The organism is Aliifodinibius sp. S!AR15-10, from assembly GCF_031569985.1.
Taxonomy (GTDB): Bacteria; Bacteroidota; Rhodothermia; order Balneolales; family Balneolaceae; genus JAMQKA01.
Genome location: NZ_JAMQKA010000039.1, coordinates 40,241 through 59,089 on the forward strand (window position 1 = coordinate 40,241; position 18,849 = coordinate 59,089).

The 18,849-nt window shown below is 45.6% G+C and carries 8 protein-coding genes; all 8 read right to left on the reverse strand.

The features are described 5' to 3' along the window. Positions 1 to 64 precede the first annotated feature (64 nt). The 8 genes from NC796_RS19705 to NC796_RS19740 all read right to left on the reverse strand — a co-directional run bounded on the left by NC796_RS19705 (position 65) and on the right by NC796_RS19740 (position 18,118). Complete coding sequence (locus tag NC796_RS19705) at positions 65 to 3,808, reverse strand: FG-GAP-like repeat-containing protein (RefSeq protein WP_310686980.1); 3,744 nt, start codon at positions 3,806 to 3,808, stop codon at positions 65 to 67. 291 nt (positions 3,809 to 4,099) lie between these two features. After that, the gene (locus tag NC796_RS19710; RefSeq protein WP_310686981.1) at positions 4,100 to 5,803 is read right to left on the reverse strand and encodes an endo-1,4-beta-xylanase; all 1,704 of its coding nucleotides are present in this window, start codon (positions 5,801 to 5,803) and stop codon (positions 4,100 to 4,102) included. A gap of 31 nt (positions 5,804 to 5,834) precedes the next feature. Continuing rightward, a complete protein-coding gene (locus NC796_RS19715; protein ID WP_310686983.1) occupies positions 5,835 to 6,887 on the reverse strand; it encodes a DUF5627 domain-containing protein in 1,053 nt (350 codons plus the stop codon). A gap of 49 nt (positions 6,888 to 6,936) precedes the next feature. Next, a complete protein-coding gene (locus tag NC796_RS19720) occupies positions 6,937 to 8,709 on the reverse strand; it encodes a RagB/SusD family nutrient uptake outer membrane protein (protein WP_310686989.1) in 1,773 nt (590 codons plus the stop codon). 25 nt (positions 8,710 to 8,734) lie between these two features. Continuing rightward, the gene (locus NC796_RS19725; RefSeq protein WP_310686999.1) at positions 8,735 to 11,566 is read right to left on the reverse strand and encodes a SusC/RagA family TonB-linked outer membrane protein; all 2,832 of its coding nucleotides are present in this window, start codon (positions 11,564 to 11,566) and stop codon (positions 8,735 to 8,737) included. Between the two features lie 87 nt (positions 11,567 to 11,653). Beyond that, positions 11,654 to 13,537, reverse strand: coding sequence for a RagB/SusD family nutrient uptake outer membrane protein (locus NC796_RS19730; RefSeq protein ID WP_310687001.1), 1,884 nt, complete (start codon positions 13,535 to 13,537; stop codon positions 11,654 to 11,656). A gap of 10 nt (positions 13,538 to 13,547) precedes the next feature. After that, the gene (locus NC796_RS19735; protein WP_310687005.1) at positions 13,548 to 16,985 is read right to left on the reverse strand and encodes a TonB-dependent receptor; all 3,438 of its coding nucleotides are present in this window, start codon (positions 16,983 to 16,985) and stop codon (positions 13,548 to 13,550) included. Positions 16,986 to 17,041: 56 nt separating this feature from the next. After that, positions 17,042 to 18,118, reverse strand: coding sequence for a FecR domain-containing protein (locus NC796_RS19740; protein WP_310687007.1), 1,077 nt, complete (start codon positions 18,116 to 18,118; stop codon positions 17,042 to 17,044). Positions 18,119 to 18,849 lie beyond the last annotated feature (731 nt).

The window sequence follows — 18,849 nt, forward strand, 5'->3', positions numbered from 1 at the left end:
ACTTTTTACAACCTATCAACGGAGTTACTTGACAGGGTAACAAGGCCAACTAGTACGGGGCTATTCACTTACGTGTACTTGCACCATTTGACTTGTCATGGGTAATCACGTAATCCCACTTTTTGGGCTGAAGAGGCCTCTTCTGGGTGCTTCCGTCGGGCCATCGTATTGCTATTGCTTCCGGTTGGGTATCTCCCTGATATCCCATCACCTGTACTGCACTATTCTGTGACCAATAGCCTGTACCCGCTTGAATCACCCGTTCCGGTCCCATCCGATCGTTTTCATACACCAGCCGGATACCAGCACCAATCGCATCCAGGTTATTCGGTGGTCCCACCAGCTGTATCCTGAGACCTCGCTTGTTTGCCTGGTTCTGATAGAGTTTGGTACGGTTCCCATTCTGGGCTACTACCAAGTCTACCCGGCCGTCATTGTTGAAATCGCCTAGCGAGGTTCCCTGCTGCTCGCCGTAGATTTTTACCCCGCTGCGTTGACCTGGAACTGCCGTGAATTGTCCACTACCACCCCCACGAAGCCACAATCCCCGGCCACCGTCCAGGCGGGTATCGCCCGGGGGTAGATCAAAAAAGTTCTGGCCCAGAAAAATATCTTCGTTGCCATCGTTGTTATAATCACCCACACTTGCACCAAAACCGGCCGTCAGCTGTGCTGCTTCGGGTAAAGGATGCGGCTCATACTTCTGTCCGCCCTCATTGATAAACACCATGCTCTGGAGGGTATTTATTTCTTTATAAGGAGCATTCTGTATCCTTGAGCCAAGGATATCATGTAAAGTAGATTCGGCATAATCCTGGTACGAACGCAGGTTTGAATACATTGGCATAAAACCCGAGTAGAACTTTAGCCGGCGGATGGGGACATAGGCTCCCATTTCAGTATTGTAATTGGCCTGGATAATATCGGGAGCCCTATCGCCATCCAGGTTGCCGTAATACATGCGCAATGGGTGACCCTCCACAAGCTGATAGCGGCTGTTGGTTCCCCAGTTGGTAGCCACAATGTCCGGCCGACCGTCTCCATTAAAATCACCAGTAGCTATTCCATTCCACCAGCCCTTGTAATCGGTTAATCCCAATTTTTGGGTTACCTCCCGGAACTGGGCACGTTCGTTTTCAAAGAGTTTCAGACTCCCCCACTCGGTACTTAACAACAGGTCCGGCCAGTCATCGCCGTTATAGTCCATAAATACTGCTCCGGTGACCATCCCGATATCCTGCAGTAACTTGGTATTGGCAATATCTGTGGCAAACCCTCCAGCTTCCTGCCTGAATAGAGCCGAACTGGCAGATTCGGGATAGTTGCCCGGGATGACGCGTCCGCCCACAAACAGGTCAATGGTTCCGTCCTTGTTATAATCAGCCGCAGCAAGTGGACCAGTGCTTGATCCAATGTCCGGGAGCTCTTGAGTTTCAATAACCTGCCCGTCATTGATCAGATAATGGTAGGCCGATGGTCCACCAGGCGTAGATTGTTCGTAGGATGACCGCCCAACCACGATATTTGTGCCCTTGTTAGTATGCCAGCCAACTACTGATGTTTGGTCACCTTCCTGTATCCCTTTCATCTCGGGAATATTATCCTTGCGAAATTGCCCCTCGTCTTCATTCCTGAAGACTTCCAACTGACCGTCTTCCCCGGAGGTCTGCAACAGATCCAACCGGTTGTCCCCGTTATAATCAAGCCAGGCGACCCCCGGCCCAAGCTGACTTAGTTTTAAAGGGATGAAAGGCTGACGCTGGTAATCTTTATAGTCATTCTCTGGATCAGTAAAATCGATTCGATCTGACACATCTTTAAATACTGGCTTGGGCGGGGCCGATGGGGGCGATGTATTGGTTTGGGCAGCAATGCTATCCTGGTAAATTTCATAGATTCGGTTGGCCCTAACGCTGTCAATAATACTTTTGGAGCCATCGGGCCACGTTATGTGTAATGCCTGATGCTGGTTGTCACCGCTTGCTGCAAACATTAACTGTGAGTCGGAGCCCGACATATAATTCCCACCTGAAACCACTTGTTTAGCTTGCAAGCGTTTTTCTCCCTGCAGCGTTACCCGCGCCCCGATGGCCTGGGTGTTGGGTGAAGAACCAATCAGCCGAACGCCGATTCGCGGAGCTTCGCTGGTGTTTTTATAAATCCCTGCCAAATCGTTCATCCGGCTGGTGACTATATCCAAGGCCCCGTCCCCGTTTAGATCAGCAAGGGCCATTCCCTGGGAGACATCCTCTTGGTTAAATCCCCACGAATTGCTCACATCGCTGAACTTAAGACCGCCCTCATTTCTATAAGCCTTATTGACAAGGTTAAGGGGTGGGTATTCAAGTTTTCCTCTTCGATACTGCTCAAGATTGTAGGGCTTCTCCTGGCTGCGACGACTCAACCGAGCACTGGTATCCAGATCCTGCGCATCATATAAATATCCGGTAGTGATTAAAAGATCCTGCCAACCATCCAAATCTGCATCCATAAATGTGGTGGCCCACGACCAGCCGCTGGCTTCCACCCCGCTATAGTTTGCTGTTTCTACAAAGCTGTTATCACCTCGGTTAATATAAAGTGTATTCTGAGTATACTGAGGTTGATTCCGAATTTCTCCCACTTCAACCGGGAATGGGTCCAAACTTTTAATTTGACGTAGACGGCGGGTGTGAACGGGACTCAACATATCTGAGACAAAGAAATCGGAATTCCCGTCATTATTCACATCCCCGACAGCCACACCCATAGCTGAAAGACTCATATGTCGAAATTTCAACGGGTCGATCTTTTTAAATATCCCATCGCCCTGGTTTATCCAGAACTGATCCAACGTCCAGTAATCATTACATACATACAGATCAGGAAGACCGTCTCCATTGATATCTTCAAACCGTGCCGTAAGTCCCCACCCTTCGCCTACACCAAGCGGCTCCCCATTTTCATTTAAAAAATGGTCCTTTACGTTTTCTACCTTTTCAAATCCTTTCCAGCTATTGCCAATTCCGCCCTCATTCAAATACAACTCGTCTATAGTGCCTCTCTCCCGGAGCGTGGGTCCTTTGACACTCTGAATATTTGTGTAATATTCACGAAACTCCTCTTTTATGTTATAGTGATCTCCTTCTCTCACCGCAACATTAGTCCCGGAACGTTCCGCCGGAGCATAAAGATCTCTTACTCTTTTATTATTATAGTGCGTAATGTACAGATCCAGATCACCATCTCTCTCAATATCGGCCAGGCTCATTGTTGTTCCCCCTACAGCCGTGGAATCCAGCCCGCTGTTTTTGTCGCGCGTAAAATGGCCTCCCCCCTGATTTAGAAACAAGATAGTCCCGCGGTGGTAAGTGGTTACCAACAGATCCATGTTCCGGTCCCCATTCACATCGGCAAATACGGTTCCAGCAGATTTATATCCACTTAGCCCTACTCCGGCGGATTCCGTAATATCTCTAAATGTGAAATTACCTTCGTTTAGATAGAGCTTGTTGGGACCATCGATTTGGGTAAAATACAGATCAGGCCAGTTGTCCCCGTTTACATCTCCGGCAGTGACACCTGACCCATTGAGCAGCACCTGGTTTTTAACATAACTTTTCTCTGCCAGGTAATTTTCAAAGGCAATCCCGGTTTCTTCATCTGATAACTGCTCAAATCCCGTTTCTCCCAGCCAAGGCAATTCCAGCTTGGCCCAGCGGTAACCCTTTTCATGGTGCCAGTCTCGTTGAACGTTGCGCGATCCTGGAGAACAATGCAAGAACAGAAGAAGCAAAAAAAGGAGACCAAATAGATTTCCAAGCTTCATGTAGGATTTATTTTAGTCGATAAAGAGTAGGTTCATCACGGCATCTTTATATGAGAATATACTTTCTACTACCGTCAAATACCCTTGTGCAATAGATAGCTTGGGTGCCTGATAATAACACGACGGCGTATTTATTGGTTCAACCAGATTATTCAGACCTGGTAACAAATACCAAACTATTAGCGCGGGAATAATTCCCGCGCTAACAATAAGGCAAGATCTAACCAATGAACATTGGATGCAGATCTTTTAGGGGGAAAATGTAATGATGGTAATCAAGTACATACGTTATTAATTATCGCTGCCCAATGCATTCATTAGCCCAACAGCAAAACCGGCGTAGGCTCTTTTTCGCTCATATTCGAGCGTCCAAAGTCCTATCGGTTCACCGGCTCGCCATGAAGAACCTTGCGGACTGTCGAGGGGACTCCACACTGTAATGCCATAGCGCTGTTCCTCAGGTATAATTTCAAAGTACTTCTCTACTACATACTTATACATTTCTGATTGCTGCTCGTAGAGCTCGGCGGTAGCATTTTCAGTAGTGACACCACCAAGTCCGATATCCAGTTCAGATACTTTAACCAGTTTACCGGTTTCCGCCAGCAAGCTAAACATTTCTGCAATGTTTTCTTTGTCAGAATTAATGCTAAGATGCATTTGTGTTCCTATACCATCAACCGTAGCGCCATTATCTTCTATATACTCCATGTAATTTATAAGAGCACGACATTTATCTAGGTTGTATTCCAAGTTATAATCATTTATAAACAAGAGATCATTTTCATCGCCATACTCGCGGGCCAACTGAAAGGCTTGTACTCCGTAGTCTTCACCAATATAGTCTTGCCAGAAAAAATGATCGGAAGGAGGGCTCTCACCGGCTGTTTTTAATTGAAATCCTTGTTCTCCCGCCATTGGGTTCCCATCCGTTATCGGTTCGTTCACGACATCCCAGGCATCCACATAAGAAGCACTAGACATCATCCCTGAAATCCATCTTTCCAGTTCATCGGAAAGAATTTGTTTCTTCTCTTCTGGTGTTTTTTCTTCATATTGTTTGCCGCCATCCTCATTGTACTTCCTGATCTCTATGTTATCAAAGTAATACGTGGTGGCTGTATTACCGAGATTAAACGCTACCGTTCCTGTCCCCGCCGTGTTTTCACTTACTGTAATTTCCGCGCTAAAAGTGGACCATTCCGTGGTAGCGGTAATGGAACCAAAAAAGTCCCAATAGATATATTGATAAGGTTCATTATGGGCTTGCGTTGCAAAAGTGGCTTGGTCATCGGCCCGGACGTCCATCGTAAGCCTATACTTCTCGCCAACTTCCATATGCGGATTAAATGTTACAAAGAATTGGCTGTCCCATTCGTTTGCACGCACTTCTTCGTTGATAATCTGCAATGCCCGTCCTTCGCCGTTAGCTCCTTCACCATCAGCAGTAAACGAGGTTATTGCATTAGTATTAGACTCATAATTTGATGCATCATCCGTTTCAAAGTCTGCGCCGGAAACCAGGTCCCAGGTTGGCCCGTCCGACTCTACTACTGTTGGTGCAATCGTACTATTCAGATATTCAGCATTTTGGTTAGCATGCCAGGCAAGGGTATGACCATACACTGAAATTCCAGCCTCTTCAGCAGCAGCCAGGAAATTGTTCACCCCTTCTAACGCCAAGCTTCCGTCCGCCTGGACCACGGCTCCATGCTTCATGCCGTAACCGGCCGTAATTTCCTGGAAATTACTGTTTACCAACCGGTATATTACCCCTTGCTCATTATATGCCGACAGGGAAACTCCTGCCCCCAGCGTAAAGTTGGCATCTGAGCCAATATAGCTTTTCAAAAGGTCGTACCCATTATCAATCGAATCCTGCAGGACAATACTTTGCGGCTTTTCCATATTAAAATTAGCCGGGTTATCCTCAGTGCAGGAAGCCAAGATTGTTAAGGCCGCCAGAAAAAGTCCTACCTTATGTAACTGTCTCATAATATTTCTTCTACTGTATATTAATATGAAATTACTGGAGTGCTGGAGTAAACGTTTCCATTCCGACTCCACGGTCTCGTAATACCAATGTATCAGCCGTTTCGACAAATCTTTGCGAACTATCCCAATCTATTTCATAATCGAGATAGATTGCATTACGGCTTTTGTCGCCCCAGCTTTCTGTGGATTCGCTTTTGTTTATGAAGGTACCACTACCGGTTGCTGAATAATCGGTGGCATTATCTGAAACCGTGATATTGCCCTGATCATCAAAATCGAGCAAAATCGTAACATTTATGTCATTTCCCTGGTTGTCCTGAATAGCGATCGGAAATTCTACCTGAGTTAACGTCTGCGTGTTTAACTCCACGACTTCATCCTTTACAACATGTTCTGCCCGTCGTACCCTGGTCTCAGTATTGCCGTTTGGCCCTGTAAAAAGGTCTTCACCCCTGCGCAAGTAAAATCCATCCAGGCGGTTTATATATTTCACAGCATAGAAGGTATAATCCTTGGGAACAACATCCCAGTCCCCGGAAACGCCCCTTCTTGGGTTACTTACTGCATCTTTCGGGTCACCAGATAAAATGGTATCAGCATTTGCAACATCCACCATTTTTATTGGCAGGACATAGGTTGTGTTAAAAGCATTCGGATCATCAAAAAATGCATCCGTGAGTTGCACGGTAATGCCCCCCGCCAATTCTCCTTTAGGGATAGTCAATTGATCAGAGTCTCCGGTAAAGTTGTAATAATTGTCGGGCAGAGCCTGAATCGGATTCCCACTTGAGCTAAACTGGAAGCCATTAATCATCGACGCATCTACCTCAAAATCAACCATCACGTGGTTCTCATTTTCATAAACACCCGCTGTAGTGGCCATGACTTTAAACTGATGATTATTATCCAGTTCATTATCAAATTTACTTTCCCCCAATACGATGGTCCTTACCGGGTACTGGTAGGCGAAATACACCGATTGGTATTCATAATCCGGGAAATTCCAACCTTCATTTTGACATGAAGTCAACGTCAAGACTGCCGATAGCATTAAAAACGTGGCAAAAAGGCTCTTCCTTTTCATCTTTCCCAATCCTTTAATTAAAGTGTTGTTAAATATCATCCTGTAGGTACTACCATCCATAATTTTGCTCTAAACCAAATTTTAAAACTTCGTTGTACGGAACCGGTCCAAACCGCTGGTAGGGCTGATAATCCCTGGGTTCAACGGTAATGATATTATGGTTCCCGTTAGAAATACTGACTCCATCAGCCGACTCTGCCAGTTCCATATTCCACCGGCGCAGATCCCAGAACCGGAAGTTCTCAAATGCCAGCTCAATGCGGCGTACATTCCTGATGAGTTCCCGCATATCCTCGGTAGAAGCAACTTCATTCTGTAAATACTGATCATTAGTAATCCCCTGACGCGCCCTTATAGCCTCAATTACACCACGCGCGGAGAAGCTAAAATTACCCATTCCATCAGGTCCCCATGCTTCATTGGCAGCCTCTGCGTAAGCAAGGTAGATTTCTGTGTAGCGAATTCGTGGGTAATAGTGCACCTGGGAGTTGGTACTTGTAGGATCCAGGTTTACATCCTGGCGGAGTAGCTTTTTCATGTAGTAGCCAGTGCGTGTGGAGGTTTCCACCGCGTTAAGAGCATCGTTGGTATTCCCGTCTGCAGCCGTGGTGATTTGAGTGCTATTCACACCTGCGGTCCCTCCATTTACCAAGATATACTCTTCCAAGAGTGGAACACGATCTTGATAGGGGTTTGAAGAATCATAATTGCTATTCGGGTGACCTATCGGGTACCCATTTTGCATGGGAAACGCATCTACCAAATCCTGGGTCGGGTTCATCCAGCCGTTACCATAAAGCGTGGGAGGAAAATGTTGTTGCTCCAAGCCTGTGCTCCCTCCATCAAGATTGCCTCTCCATATCATCTCCGGGGGATTTGATCCGGAACCCAAATTACTAATCTGTGATGCATTGTCGTACCAGGTCGCCCCTTCCGGAGCCAGCCCTGCAACTCCATTGTTGAGCGCAAGGAGTTCACCGGCGTAGTTGGCAGCGTCCTCCCAGCTGGTGTTGGTGCCAGCACTGTAGGCAGGACTTGCAGCCAACAAAGCGGCCTTGGCTTTTATGGCCATGGCAATACGACCGCTCATACGCTGTCTCCCATCATTACCGAATACGCGGTTAAATCTACCCAGATCGTTTTCGTCATCGCCATAACCTTCTGGCAATTGAGAAGGGTCGCTCACATTGCCATAATCAACGGGAAGAAGCTCTCTTGCTTTTTCAACATCACTGTATATCTGCTGCATACATTCTTCAAATGTATTGCGTGGTTGCTGGAAGTCCGAATCCTTGTCCTGCGGTTCCGTCACAATTGGTACCCCCAATAACTGACCACCTTGGTCGCCTCCGGTCCAGCCTGCATGATTACGCAGCAGATGGTACATAAAGTAGGCGCGCAAACCATAGGCTTCTCCCTTCATACGCTGACTAAACAACTCCCTGGTTGCTTCGTCTTCAGCCCATTGCACAGAATCGGCATTTGCAATCATAATATTTACAAATTGGATGCCAGCCCGGCTGTCACTCCATTCATTCAGCGGATAATTATCTGCTGTCCACTGACCGGTTGCCATCTGTCGAAAAGCGTTACTGTTATCATTGGTAACGGCATTATCCGTAGCCACATCCGTGAAGGTCCATCCATTGCCAGGCATCAGATTATAGGCATTAGACAGGAACCCCTCAGCGTAGGAAGCATCAGTGTACATATCTTCGAGCTCATTAATATTCTCATTAGCAGGACTCAAAACATCACTGCAACTGCTAACAAGAAGAACAGCAGGTATGAGCAACAAGTATACTAGTATCCTCTTATACATAATCTCTTTCTTATTTAATTCTTAGTTAAAAATTCGCTTTAATTCCCACGTTATAGAACCGGATTTGTGGCGCCCCTCCAACATTCAGCTCCATAATATCACTGTTTGGCGAAATTGTGAGTAGATTGGCTCCGCTCACATATACCTGCAATTGCCGGATAGATGAATTCTGCAGTATTTTTTCCGGCAGATTATATGTTACCTGTACTTTTTCCAGGTCAACGCGGTCGGTACTATACATCCAGAAGCTGGAGGTGCGGTAATTATTGCTGCCGCTCTGGGTTGTAAGCCGTGGATACGATGCGGTGTTCTTGGTTTCTTCGGTCCAGCGATCACGGACAACGGCCGAATATTTATCATCGCCGTTTACCCAGTAGTAATCCCCATTTTTAACACCATGCGCACCAAACTGTCCGGTACCCAGGGCAAAAACGGTTAAATTGTTCCATCGTGCCGTTAGGTTCACGCCAAATTCCATCGGGGCTCCATTCCATCCTGCCTTACCGAGGTACACTTGATCTTGTGAATTTACAAGATTGTCATCGTTTGAATTCTGATTTACATACTTAATGTAACCGGGCTGTACCGTACCGAATTGCTGCGTAGCATGATCAGCTATCTCCTGTTCGCTCATAAAAAGTCCGCTGCTTTGTAGTCCCCAAATACCATCAAGCGGTGTACCTTCTGCATCCTGATAGGCATATTTGTTATTTTCTGCTCGTCTGACTGCCTTGCTGTCAAAATAGGTTCCGGCCATACCCAGGGTCCAGTCTATTCCCCCCAGTTCTTCATTAATCCTGACGTTAAAATCAATACCGCGTCGTTGATCAATGTTATAATTGACATAGGGAATGAATGAATTCTCGGGGTAAAAGGTAGAAAAGTAACTCGGAAACAAGGCTGATGCCTGAATAACTCCCCCATCCATTCTATTTAAAAAGACCGATCCATTTACCGTAAGCAAGTTATTGAAGAACGAACCCTCTACACCTGCATTTATCTCTTTACGCTTAACATACGTCAGGTCAGGATTAGACCCTCTGTAGGAGTGTGTAGTTACCCTGGAGAGGCCATCTGCCCAATCGAACCATGCGCCATCCGCTTGTGAATAATTGCTTTCATACAAATAATAACCCGGTATAGGCATATCAGTATTTACAATCCCCCCGGAAACGTACAGTTTCAGATTGTTTATTGCGGAGATACCTGACATGAAATCTTCCTGGCCAATTCTCCACCCGAGTGTAGCCGTAGGGGAGAATGCCCTGCGGTTACTCTCCGGCAGTTTAGCCGAATGTGGTACGGCGGCACTGAAGTCCACATAATACGTTTGCTGATAATTATACCCGATTTGCACCCCTAAATTCAGGTTGGCGGTCCGGTGATACTCTCCAGAATTAGTTATCTGGTGCACATTTGCAATCAACATAGACGAAATTTGATGATCCTCATCAAACGTGCGCCGGTAATTAAATTGTCCCGAAAAAGCCAGCGTTTGTTGAAATGCACTGGAACTCACGTTCTGAACCCCCGTTTTAGCATCCTCACCAAATTGGTCAAGGCTGCTAATCTGATTCTCCCCATTGTAGGCAGTCCAGTTGGGCTCGTAAACAGCATATTCATTATTATATGCCTGGTTAAATGAAGACTGATAATCAACCCCAAACTGGCCGCGGAATTCTAATCCTTTCAACAGTCCCTTCAGGTCCATATTAAGGGCCGTGTTAAACTGGAATTGGCGACCAACCGATTCACTTGTTCCACCCGCATAAATACCCGCTATAGGATTTGAGGAAACCAACTGATTGCCTCCCAAAAGGTACTCATCATTTATCACGTAATTACTGGTTTCGACCATTTGCTGCAGATTCGGGTTGTTTTCCACAAACATACTTATCGGGATAAGCGGGGTATATCGATGTGGGCGAAGTGAGGCAGCTTCTCCCCAAAAGTTGGTATTTACCCCGTTCTGGTCATCATAAATAACGCCGGCACCTACTGATGCAGTAATATTCTCATTCAATTCGAAGTCGACATTCCCGCGAATATTGAAGTTATTGCCCCTGATATCTTTTGCTTCCCCAAAGTCCAATAGCGAACCTGATGAGGCAAAATTTATGTTGGTATAATAACGGGCTGTCTCGCTTCCCCCGGAAATTTCCACATTGCCATGATAGCGATTCGTGAACTCTTTCAGGTATTGCGGGGAATAATAGTCTACATCGGGGTACCGGTACGGATCCTCACCAGTAGAATGTCTGTAAATGCTCTCCATACTGTACAATTGTGACAATCCATCATTTTGACGTGCCTCATTATACAGGGTCATATACTCCGCGGAGCCCAAATAATTGGGATACCTGATAGGCACATTTATGCCACCATCAACCCGGCCGTTGATCCGGAGGTCATGATTGCCTCCTCTTTTGGTGGTGATGTAGATAACACCATTGGCTGCCCGGCTTCCATACAGCACATTGGCGGAAATTCCCTTAAGAAAACTTATCTGCTTTATTGCAGCTGGATTTATACTTGCAGGGTCGCGGGGTATTCCATCTACCAATACTAAGTAGTTGCCCATTCCCCACATGCTGCCGTTAAACCCACCAACAAAGGCCTGCATGTTTTCCAGGCTAAAGGTCATATAGTTTTTTTCCATTATCCCCGGCACATCAACTACCGAGATACCTCCCATGAGATCCTCATCAGGAACTTTACGGAAGGCAGTTTGTACAGTAGTGGAACCTACCGTCCTAAAACTATCCCCTTCGTTTGCAACGGAATCTTCAACCGACTGTTCAAGATTCCCACTACCAGCATCCTGAGCAATTAATGTGGCCGGGAGAAGGAAAATCACAGTACACAGTACTATTTTGAATCGTAAATATTTCATCATTTCTACGTCTTTTAACTCGTGTAATTTTTTAAACTCCATAAGTAAATATTACCACCCGGGATTTTGTGTAAAGCTACTACTGATATTTACGTCCGCCCTTTTCAAAGGCAACCAGTAGTGACGTTGGCTATAGTTACGCTCTACAATAACCTCTTCTCGCAGGTTCAATACCTCATTATCCCTGGGATTATCAGGGTCAAAACCAGGGGCGCGGTCGAAGTGAATTGCTGTTTTATTGGCATAACGGTCGTCCGTCAATAGTAACCAGCGGCGTAGGTTTGTAAAACGATGTTTCTCAAAGGCCAATTCGACAGCCCATTCTCGCCTTACTTCACCCAGGAAATCATTAACATCGTCCAAATATCGACTGTCGACGGGAGGTACACCGGCCCGGTCGCGCACCTTGTTTATAGCTTCTTCGGCTGTCATATTAAAATTACCGACAGATCCGGTAGCAGATTGATTGGCTACTGCAGCAGCTTCGGCATACATGATATAGACCTCGGCTAACCGCATCCAGGGAAGATGAACATTTAAGTTGGCACCGAAACTGTATCCATTGTCATATTTATTGGCTGTCAATGGGATAAATTTTCTCAAGACGTACCCCGTTTGGCTTCCTCCCGGACTGTTACCGTTGGCAAATCTATAGTTGCCACCCGTGAATAGGTTGGCATAGCGATTTTGTTCTTCATTACCAGGCATGGTTCCCTGCACCACCTGTAGCCCATCATAGACGAATGTTTTATAAAAACGGGGATCCCGATCTTGCCAGGGATGTGACTCTGAATATCCTGACCCCTGGGCATCAAGGGGCAGCCCATTAGCCATGCCAAAATTTTCCGCATAATTAGCAGTCGGATAGATATTACTGCCATCGCCTATCACTGTTGGCATATACTGCTTACTTGTCCCCCAATTTGATCCGTTTGCATCCCAATACGGTCCCCGAAAAATGGCCTCGTTGCCTCCTGGCATTTGCCAATTCTGACCCGTTGTATAGAACAGCGTATGAAATTCAGAGAAATCAACGAGCTCATAATTGGCCTGACCTGACTCGACAAGATTCAACAGTTCACCGAACGCATCGGCAGACCTTTGTGCAAACTCTTGGTTGTAGCTCCCGGCATTCTCGTCAGAGCCATTATTCATCAGGGGGCTTGCAGCCCAGAGCAGGTCCTTACCCAAGTACGCCAAGGCCATGACCTTATTGATGCGCAACTCATTATTTCCGGATGTGCGTGCCCCTGGAGCTGTATCATTCCAGTCGACCGGCAATAAATCGGCGGCTCTTCGAAAATCCTGCGCTACACTATCGGCCAGAGCCTGGTAATCAAGCCTCGTTTGATCAAACTGTGCATCGGCGGGAAGAGGCTCACTCATATAGGGTAACCCTCCAAAGTACTGCATAAACTGGAAGTGATACCATCCCCTGAAAAAGAGCAACTGACCTTCAATCAGGTCCTTTTCCTGTTCCGTGCCTTGAAACTTATCCAGGTTGTTAAGCCCAACATTTGCCTTGCGTAAGCCGTACCAACCATGGTTCCAAAGCTCATGGTCATGGCGATTTCCGCTGGACGGGTCGGCGTTTTGAGCAGCATCCATCCAAGAGGTATTCCAACCGTTATGCTCGGATTGCCATCCCCAAAAATTACCGTCGTCAAACATATCCACGACGTGGTAATTCATGTCCTCGCTTGTAACAACATCATCACCCCAATTCCAATTATTCGTCCAATATGCATTTGTAAAATCAGGAATGGTGCTGTAGAGTTCTTCAACATAGCCCTGAAAGTTGGCAAAATTTTCAAAAGCCTCTTCTTCAGAGATATTGGATTCCGGCGATTTGGTGAGGAAATCCTCACATGATACCAGCACTACAGCACAAAAAAGAATACTGAAACCCAAAAAAATATATTTCATCGTATTCATGAGACAAAAGTTAGAAATTAATATTAACACCAAAGTTATACCGTTTTACCGTTGGATAGGCCCCCTGGCTGGGCACACCTCCACCCGCAAAGTTGGATTCTCTGTCATCCGGCATATCGGTCCACACCAAGAGATTATTGCCATTCGCATAAATCCTGAGGCTACTTACGCCCAGGCTTTTTGCTACGCCGGAGTTAGAATCAAAAGTATACCCGATTTGAGCATTCTTTAACCGCAAGTAGGAGCCATCATACATCCATCCGGACCCATCAGAATAGCCACTGGTACTGGTATTCCAGCGAGGCATTACAGTTTCTGCACCAGTATTGTCCATGCTCCAGTACCCTCCGTCTACAGTGTATGCCAACTCATTTCCACCCAGGCTTCCAAAATTAATCCACCTGTTCACATTATTGACTGCATAAAACTGTACGAACCCGCTAAAACCAGCCCAATCAAAACCAATTGTTGCATTGTAGGTATTTTGCGGAGTGCCGGAATAGCCATACGGAACGCTGTCCTGAGAATCAATGACCCCATCCGAATTGAAATCGACTATATATTTTCCACCTGGTAGTTTACTGGCATCATTCGTGTTAAAAGGTGTGGTTGCGTAAAGCTCGTCCCACGAATCATAAAAACCATTATCTATGTGACTCCTGGCCTGGCCAACAGCATACCCTTCCTGCTTTTGATACTCTGGCAACAATTCGGGGTCATCCCGCTCGATGACTTCATTTTGAGCATGCGTATAATTCATTTCTGTCCACAGGCGCAACCCATTCCCGAATCTATGATCCAGATTAAGTGTTATTTCATACCCCTGGTTTTTTACCTCTCCCAAATTGGCTGCGGGAGCTGTCTGACCGAAATAAGAGGGGATAGCTCTATCGTTACTGGAGATAATGATGTCTTCCCGTCTATCTCTGAAAATATCCACAGTACCGGATACCAACCCGTCCAGGAAGCCAAAATCAAGGCCTATATTGGCTTTTGTTACCGTGGCCCAGTGCACGTCAGAGTTACCCAGAGACTCTACTTTATACCAGGTATATGGACTTTCTGGTGCAAACCAACCTCTCGTACCCAGCGGCGCCTGCCCTCCATAAGCCCATTCTGTCCTGTAAAGCCAGCGGCCGGTTGTATTGTCATCACCAATCTTACCATAAGAGGCCCGCAGCTTGAGATTATCCAGAAAATCAAGCGAGCTCATGAAATTTTCATTATGAATATTCCATCCGATACCTCCAGAAGAAAAGAATCCAAACCGGAAATCCTCATCAAATTTTTCCGAGCCGTTATACGAACCGTTGTATTCGAGTATATATCTCTGGTCGTAGTTATAAGTAGTTCGGAACACCCAATTTTCCCGTGCATGGGGAATAATACTACCCGTAGCATTTTGTGTACGGTTGAAGAGTCCCATCTCGCTGAAATTATGCTTTTCCCCCAGCGTAAAATCATAGTTGAGTTGCAGTTGATAATACACCCTGCGATATGTCGCACCATTCTGCACAGAACCTCCATCAGTGCTCCACAACTCACCAGACTGGAAATCGAACCTCGTACCAGAATCGTAAAGCGGCTCATACGTGACCTCGCCACTTATAGGATTGACATATTTATTTCGGGCGGCATTAAATAAGTCATTAATCCCCCGGCTGGCTTCAATAAAAGTGTTATCCACAGCAATCTGGCCATTAAAATTCAATCCTTCCACCAACATATCCAGGTCTTGATCCAGCTCGAAATTGGTGGTCAGCTGGGTATTGGTTGACCTTTCAATTCCACTTAATGCCAACGTTTGCAAGGAGTTACTACTCCCCCCGGTTTCATTCGGATTAAATCCATATGAACCATCGGGATACCGGGGTAAATACTGAGTGGGTGAGGCACTATAGGCGGCTACCCAGAAACCATAATCTCCCCCTGAAAAGCCCCAGGGTCTTTTTCGAACGCCATACGAGCCAGAAATTTTTGCTTTAAGCTCGGTAGAAGGACTAATTTGAAAATCTAAATTGGTACGTGCATTCAACCGCTGAAATCCAAACCCCGGCTGGTATCCACGATTATTCTCAAATTCTTTGAAAAGATCGCCCTCATTAAGGTAATTGGCACTGGCAAAAAAGTTCACAAATTCAGAACCACCTCTCACATTCAGGTTCGCATCATAGGATTGGGTGACATCCCTGAACAGCACGTTATCCCAATCGACATTTGCATAGCGGACCTGTTCCTCGGGCGTTTGCGGTTTCTGATAATGATCGACAAAATCCGGATTGTAATATTCACCCCAATTTGCACCCGGTGCAGTCAACTCATATTCAATGGCCTTATTACGCAGCTTAAGGGTTTCATAGGCATCTTTTATGCTAGGCAACCTTGAGGGTGCTTTAAGGGTACTTTTAAAGCTGCCCGAAATTTCAACCTGACCCTCATATCCACTTTTGGTTTGAATCAGGATAACTCCGTTTGCCCCCCGCACACCATAAACGGCTGTTGCCGATGCATCCTTCAACACGGTTACGGATTCCACTGAACTCATATCAACATTACTAATCGGGCGCTCAATCCCATCTACCAAAATAAGTGGAGAGGAGTCCTGCCAGGTACTTTGACCACGGATAAAAATTTGTGGATCTTCATCTCCGGGCAAACCTGTACTACTAACTGTAACAACACCGGGCAGCTTACCCGTTAACGCCATTCCCAAATTGGGCACATCGCCTGCCCTCTCCAGATCCTGTTCTGAAACTGTGGAAACACCGGCAACAATACTCTCTTTACGCTGCGTCCCATATCCTACAACTACAAGCTCCTCACCCGTTATTGTTGTAGGCTGCATTACAACATCAATTTGAGTGCGCCCCTGAATTGGCACCTCAGTTGTTTCATACCCTATAAAAGAAAATATGAGCGTATCACTAAGGGAGGGAACATTCAATGAAAATTCACCGTCAGCATTACTGGACGTACCACTCGAGGTTCCTTTAATTGCAATATTCACACCCGGCAACACATCATCTGTCTGGGCATCGGTAATAGTGCCTTCTACAGTTTCTAAAACTTTTGGCTGGTCTACGCTCTTTTTTTCCATTACTACATAACTGCTCTCGGCCAGCTTTCGAAATTTCATATTGAGCGGCTCTAACATACTGTTTAACCAAGGCTCAGCACCTTCTTGATCCAAATGAGTTTCTGCCTTGTGGACATATTTCCCATTGACAGCCTTGCTCATATAAAAAATTTGAACATCATACTTGTGCTCAATTTTTTGAAGCTCCTCATAAAGGGGAACTTTTTGACTTTCCACAGTACTTAACTGTTCACCCTTTGCCATAATCACATCTTTCACAATTATTTCCTGAGCCGATACAACCATTGGCACAATAACTGCAAAGAGAAGCATCAGTATCCCTTTTTTGTGTATCACATCCATATCATTCATCTCAAATTTTGGTTTAGTATTTATTGAATGAGGTATAACTTCGTCCACTATATTTGTTATTTACCGAAGATAATCGTGTCATTTTCGTTGGTAATTGGCATTCCAAGCAGGGTCCGCAACCCGTGCAAAAGCACTTCAAAATTCTTATTGGTTACTGAACCCGAAAATTCTACATCCTTGAGTTGCTCGTTACGAAATTCCACCTCTACCCCATAAAATTCCTTTACACGATCGGCAATCTCTTCAAGTGGTGTGTTGTGAAATTTAAACTCCAAATTCCGCCATGTCGTAAACAGGGAAGGATCAGTGGCTTGAACATTTATTCCTTTTCGCCGAGGAGAAAACAACGCCCTTTCGCCTGGCTTCATTGTGTAACTGTAGGTCGACTTAACTGCACTCAGGGTATCCGACATCTCCAAATGCACCTTTCCATCTTCGAGCACAACTTCAGTCTCTTCTGTTCGGGTACTCACATTGAACTTGGTACCCAGTACTGTAACCTCCCCTTCCGATGTTTGCACAGTAAAAGTCCGGCTATCTTCTCCCGCTTCATGAACAATTGAGAAGTATGCCTCCCCTTCCAGCTGTACGTCCAGATCTCCACCTCTATAATTCTCAGGATAAGTAAGCCGGGAATTGGCACTCAACACCACCCTGGAACCATCCCACAGGGTGAGGGTTCGAATCTGCCCGTATTCTGTACTTGCAGTGCTATAAACTGGCTTGGTCGATTTTGACCTTTTTGGGCTGGTATCCCACCCAACGGTTTGCACCACAATGAGTACCGAAACCAGGAGAATCAAAATAGCGGCTGCACTAGCCCACAGGCCGGTGTAAGCATTTTGTTTCCCGGGAAACTCATGTACTCTCAGAAATTTATTTTTGGTGGACTCATATTTCTCTACTGCATCACGAAGCCTGTTTAATTCGCTTATGGTTTCTGGAATCTCTTCCTCAAAGCTTAGCGATGTGTACATACGACGAGCTTCTTTTACTAAACCAAAGCGCGCCGAATCCTCCCGAAGCCAATCTAGCCATTTCTTTTCTTCAGCCTCATCGGCCTCTCCCTGGATCCACCGGACAAACGAATCATCTACAAGTAATTTCTCGATATTTTGTTCGGATTTAGACAAAGCAGTGTATTTATTTCTATATATGGTTCTTTCAATTCCTTTCTTCACTGGGTAAGAGGGAGCCGAATTCCGTTGATAATGAATCTTTTTAAAAAAACTTTTCCTGTTCGAATTCAGGGTTGTAGAGGCGGGAATAAATATTACATGCAACGGAAATAAAATCCCCCAACTCAGTCAAGAGCTGGGGGAACTAGTAGTGAATGAAATAAGGGATTAGATTATATGGGGAAAAAGAATAATTCCTGCTTCTTATCACCTGAAAGATTAAAAATGGTTCAGGCCGAAGGCAGGAATATTCTAATCCTCTTCACTTGTTAAGAGGGGACCGAATACTGTTCATAATGAATCTTTTTTGAACTGGTATCCATTTTGACAACATCCAGTGTAACGGAAGAGGGGAATAGTGTAATCCTGAGCTAAGTAAGGCTTGCTCACGAAAGCTTTAATTGATTTTGCATCAATGACTTATAAGATCATTATTGCGAATTAAATGCAAGGTTATTTCCCATATCCAGCATTTATCTTGCATTTCTTCTGGGTGACTCAATCGATTCATGGTTGTGAAGCGAATCTCTCCAATGGGGTGTTCATTTTGGCTTGGCCCAAAACGAACCTTTAGATTCCCGTTAGTAAAACGTTCTATATTGAAGGGACAAGTAACAGACTGGAGCTGTCGGGGTGACCTAGAAAACGAACCAGCTTAAAGAGCTATTTTTGGTATACGTCCCCGA

Coding starts and splice junctions, on each gene's coding strand:
- NC796_RS19705 (WP_310686980.1), bottom strand. CDS start 3,808: ATGAAGCTTGGAAATCTATTTGGTCTCCTTTTTTTGCTTCTTCTGTTC.
- NC796_RS19710 (WP_310686981.1), bottom strand. CDS start 5,803: ATGAGACAGTTACATAAGGTAGGACTTTTTCTGGCGGCCTTAACAATC.
- NC796_RS19715 (WP_310686983.1), bottom strand. CDS start 6,887: ATGAAAAGGAAGAGCCTTTTTGCCACGTTTTTAATGCTATCGGCAGTC.
- NC796_RS19720 (WP_310686989.1), bottom strand. CDS start 8,709: ATGTATAAGAGGATACTAGTATACTTGTTGCTCATACCTGCTGTTCTT.
- NC796_RS19730 (WP_310687001.1), bottom strand. CDS start 13,537: ATGAATACGATGAAATATATTTTTTTGGGTTTCAGTATTCTTTTTTGT.
- NC796_RS19735 (WP_310687005.1), bottom strand. CDS start 16,985: ATGAATGATATGGATGTGATACACAAAAAAGGGATACTGATGCTTCTC.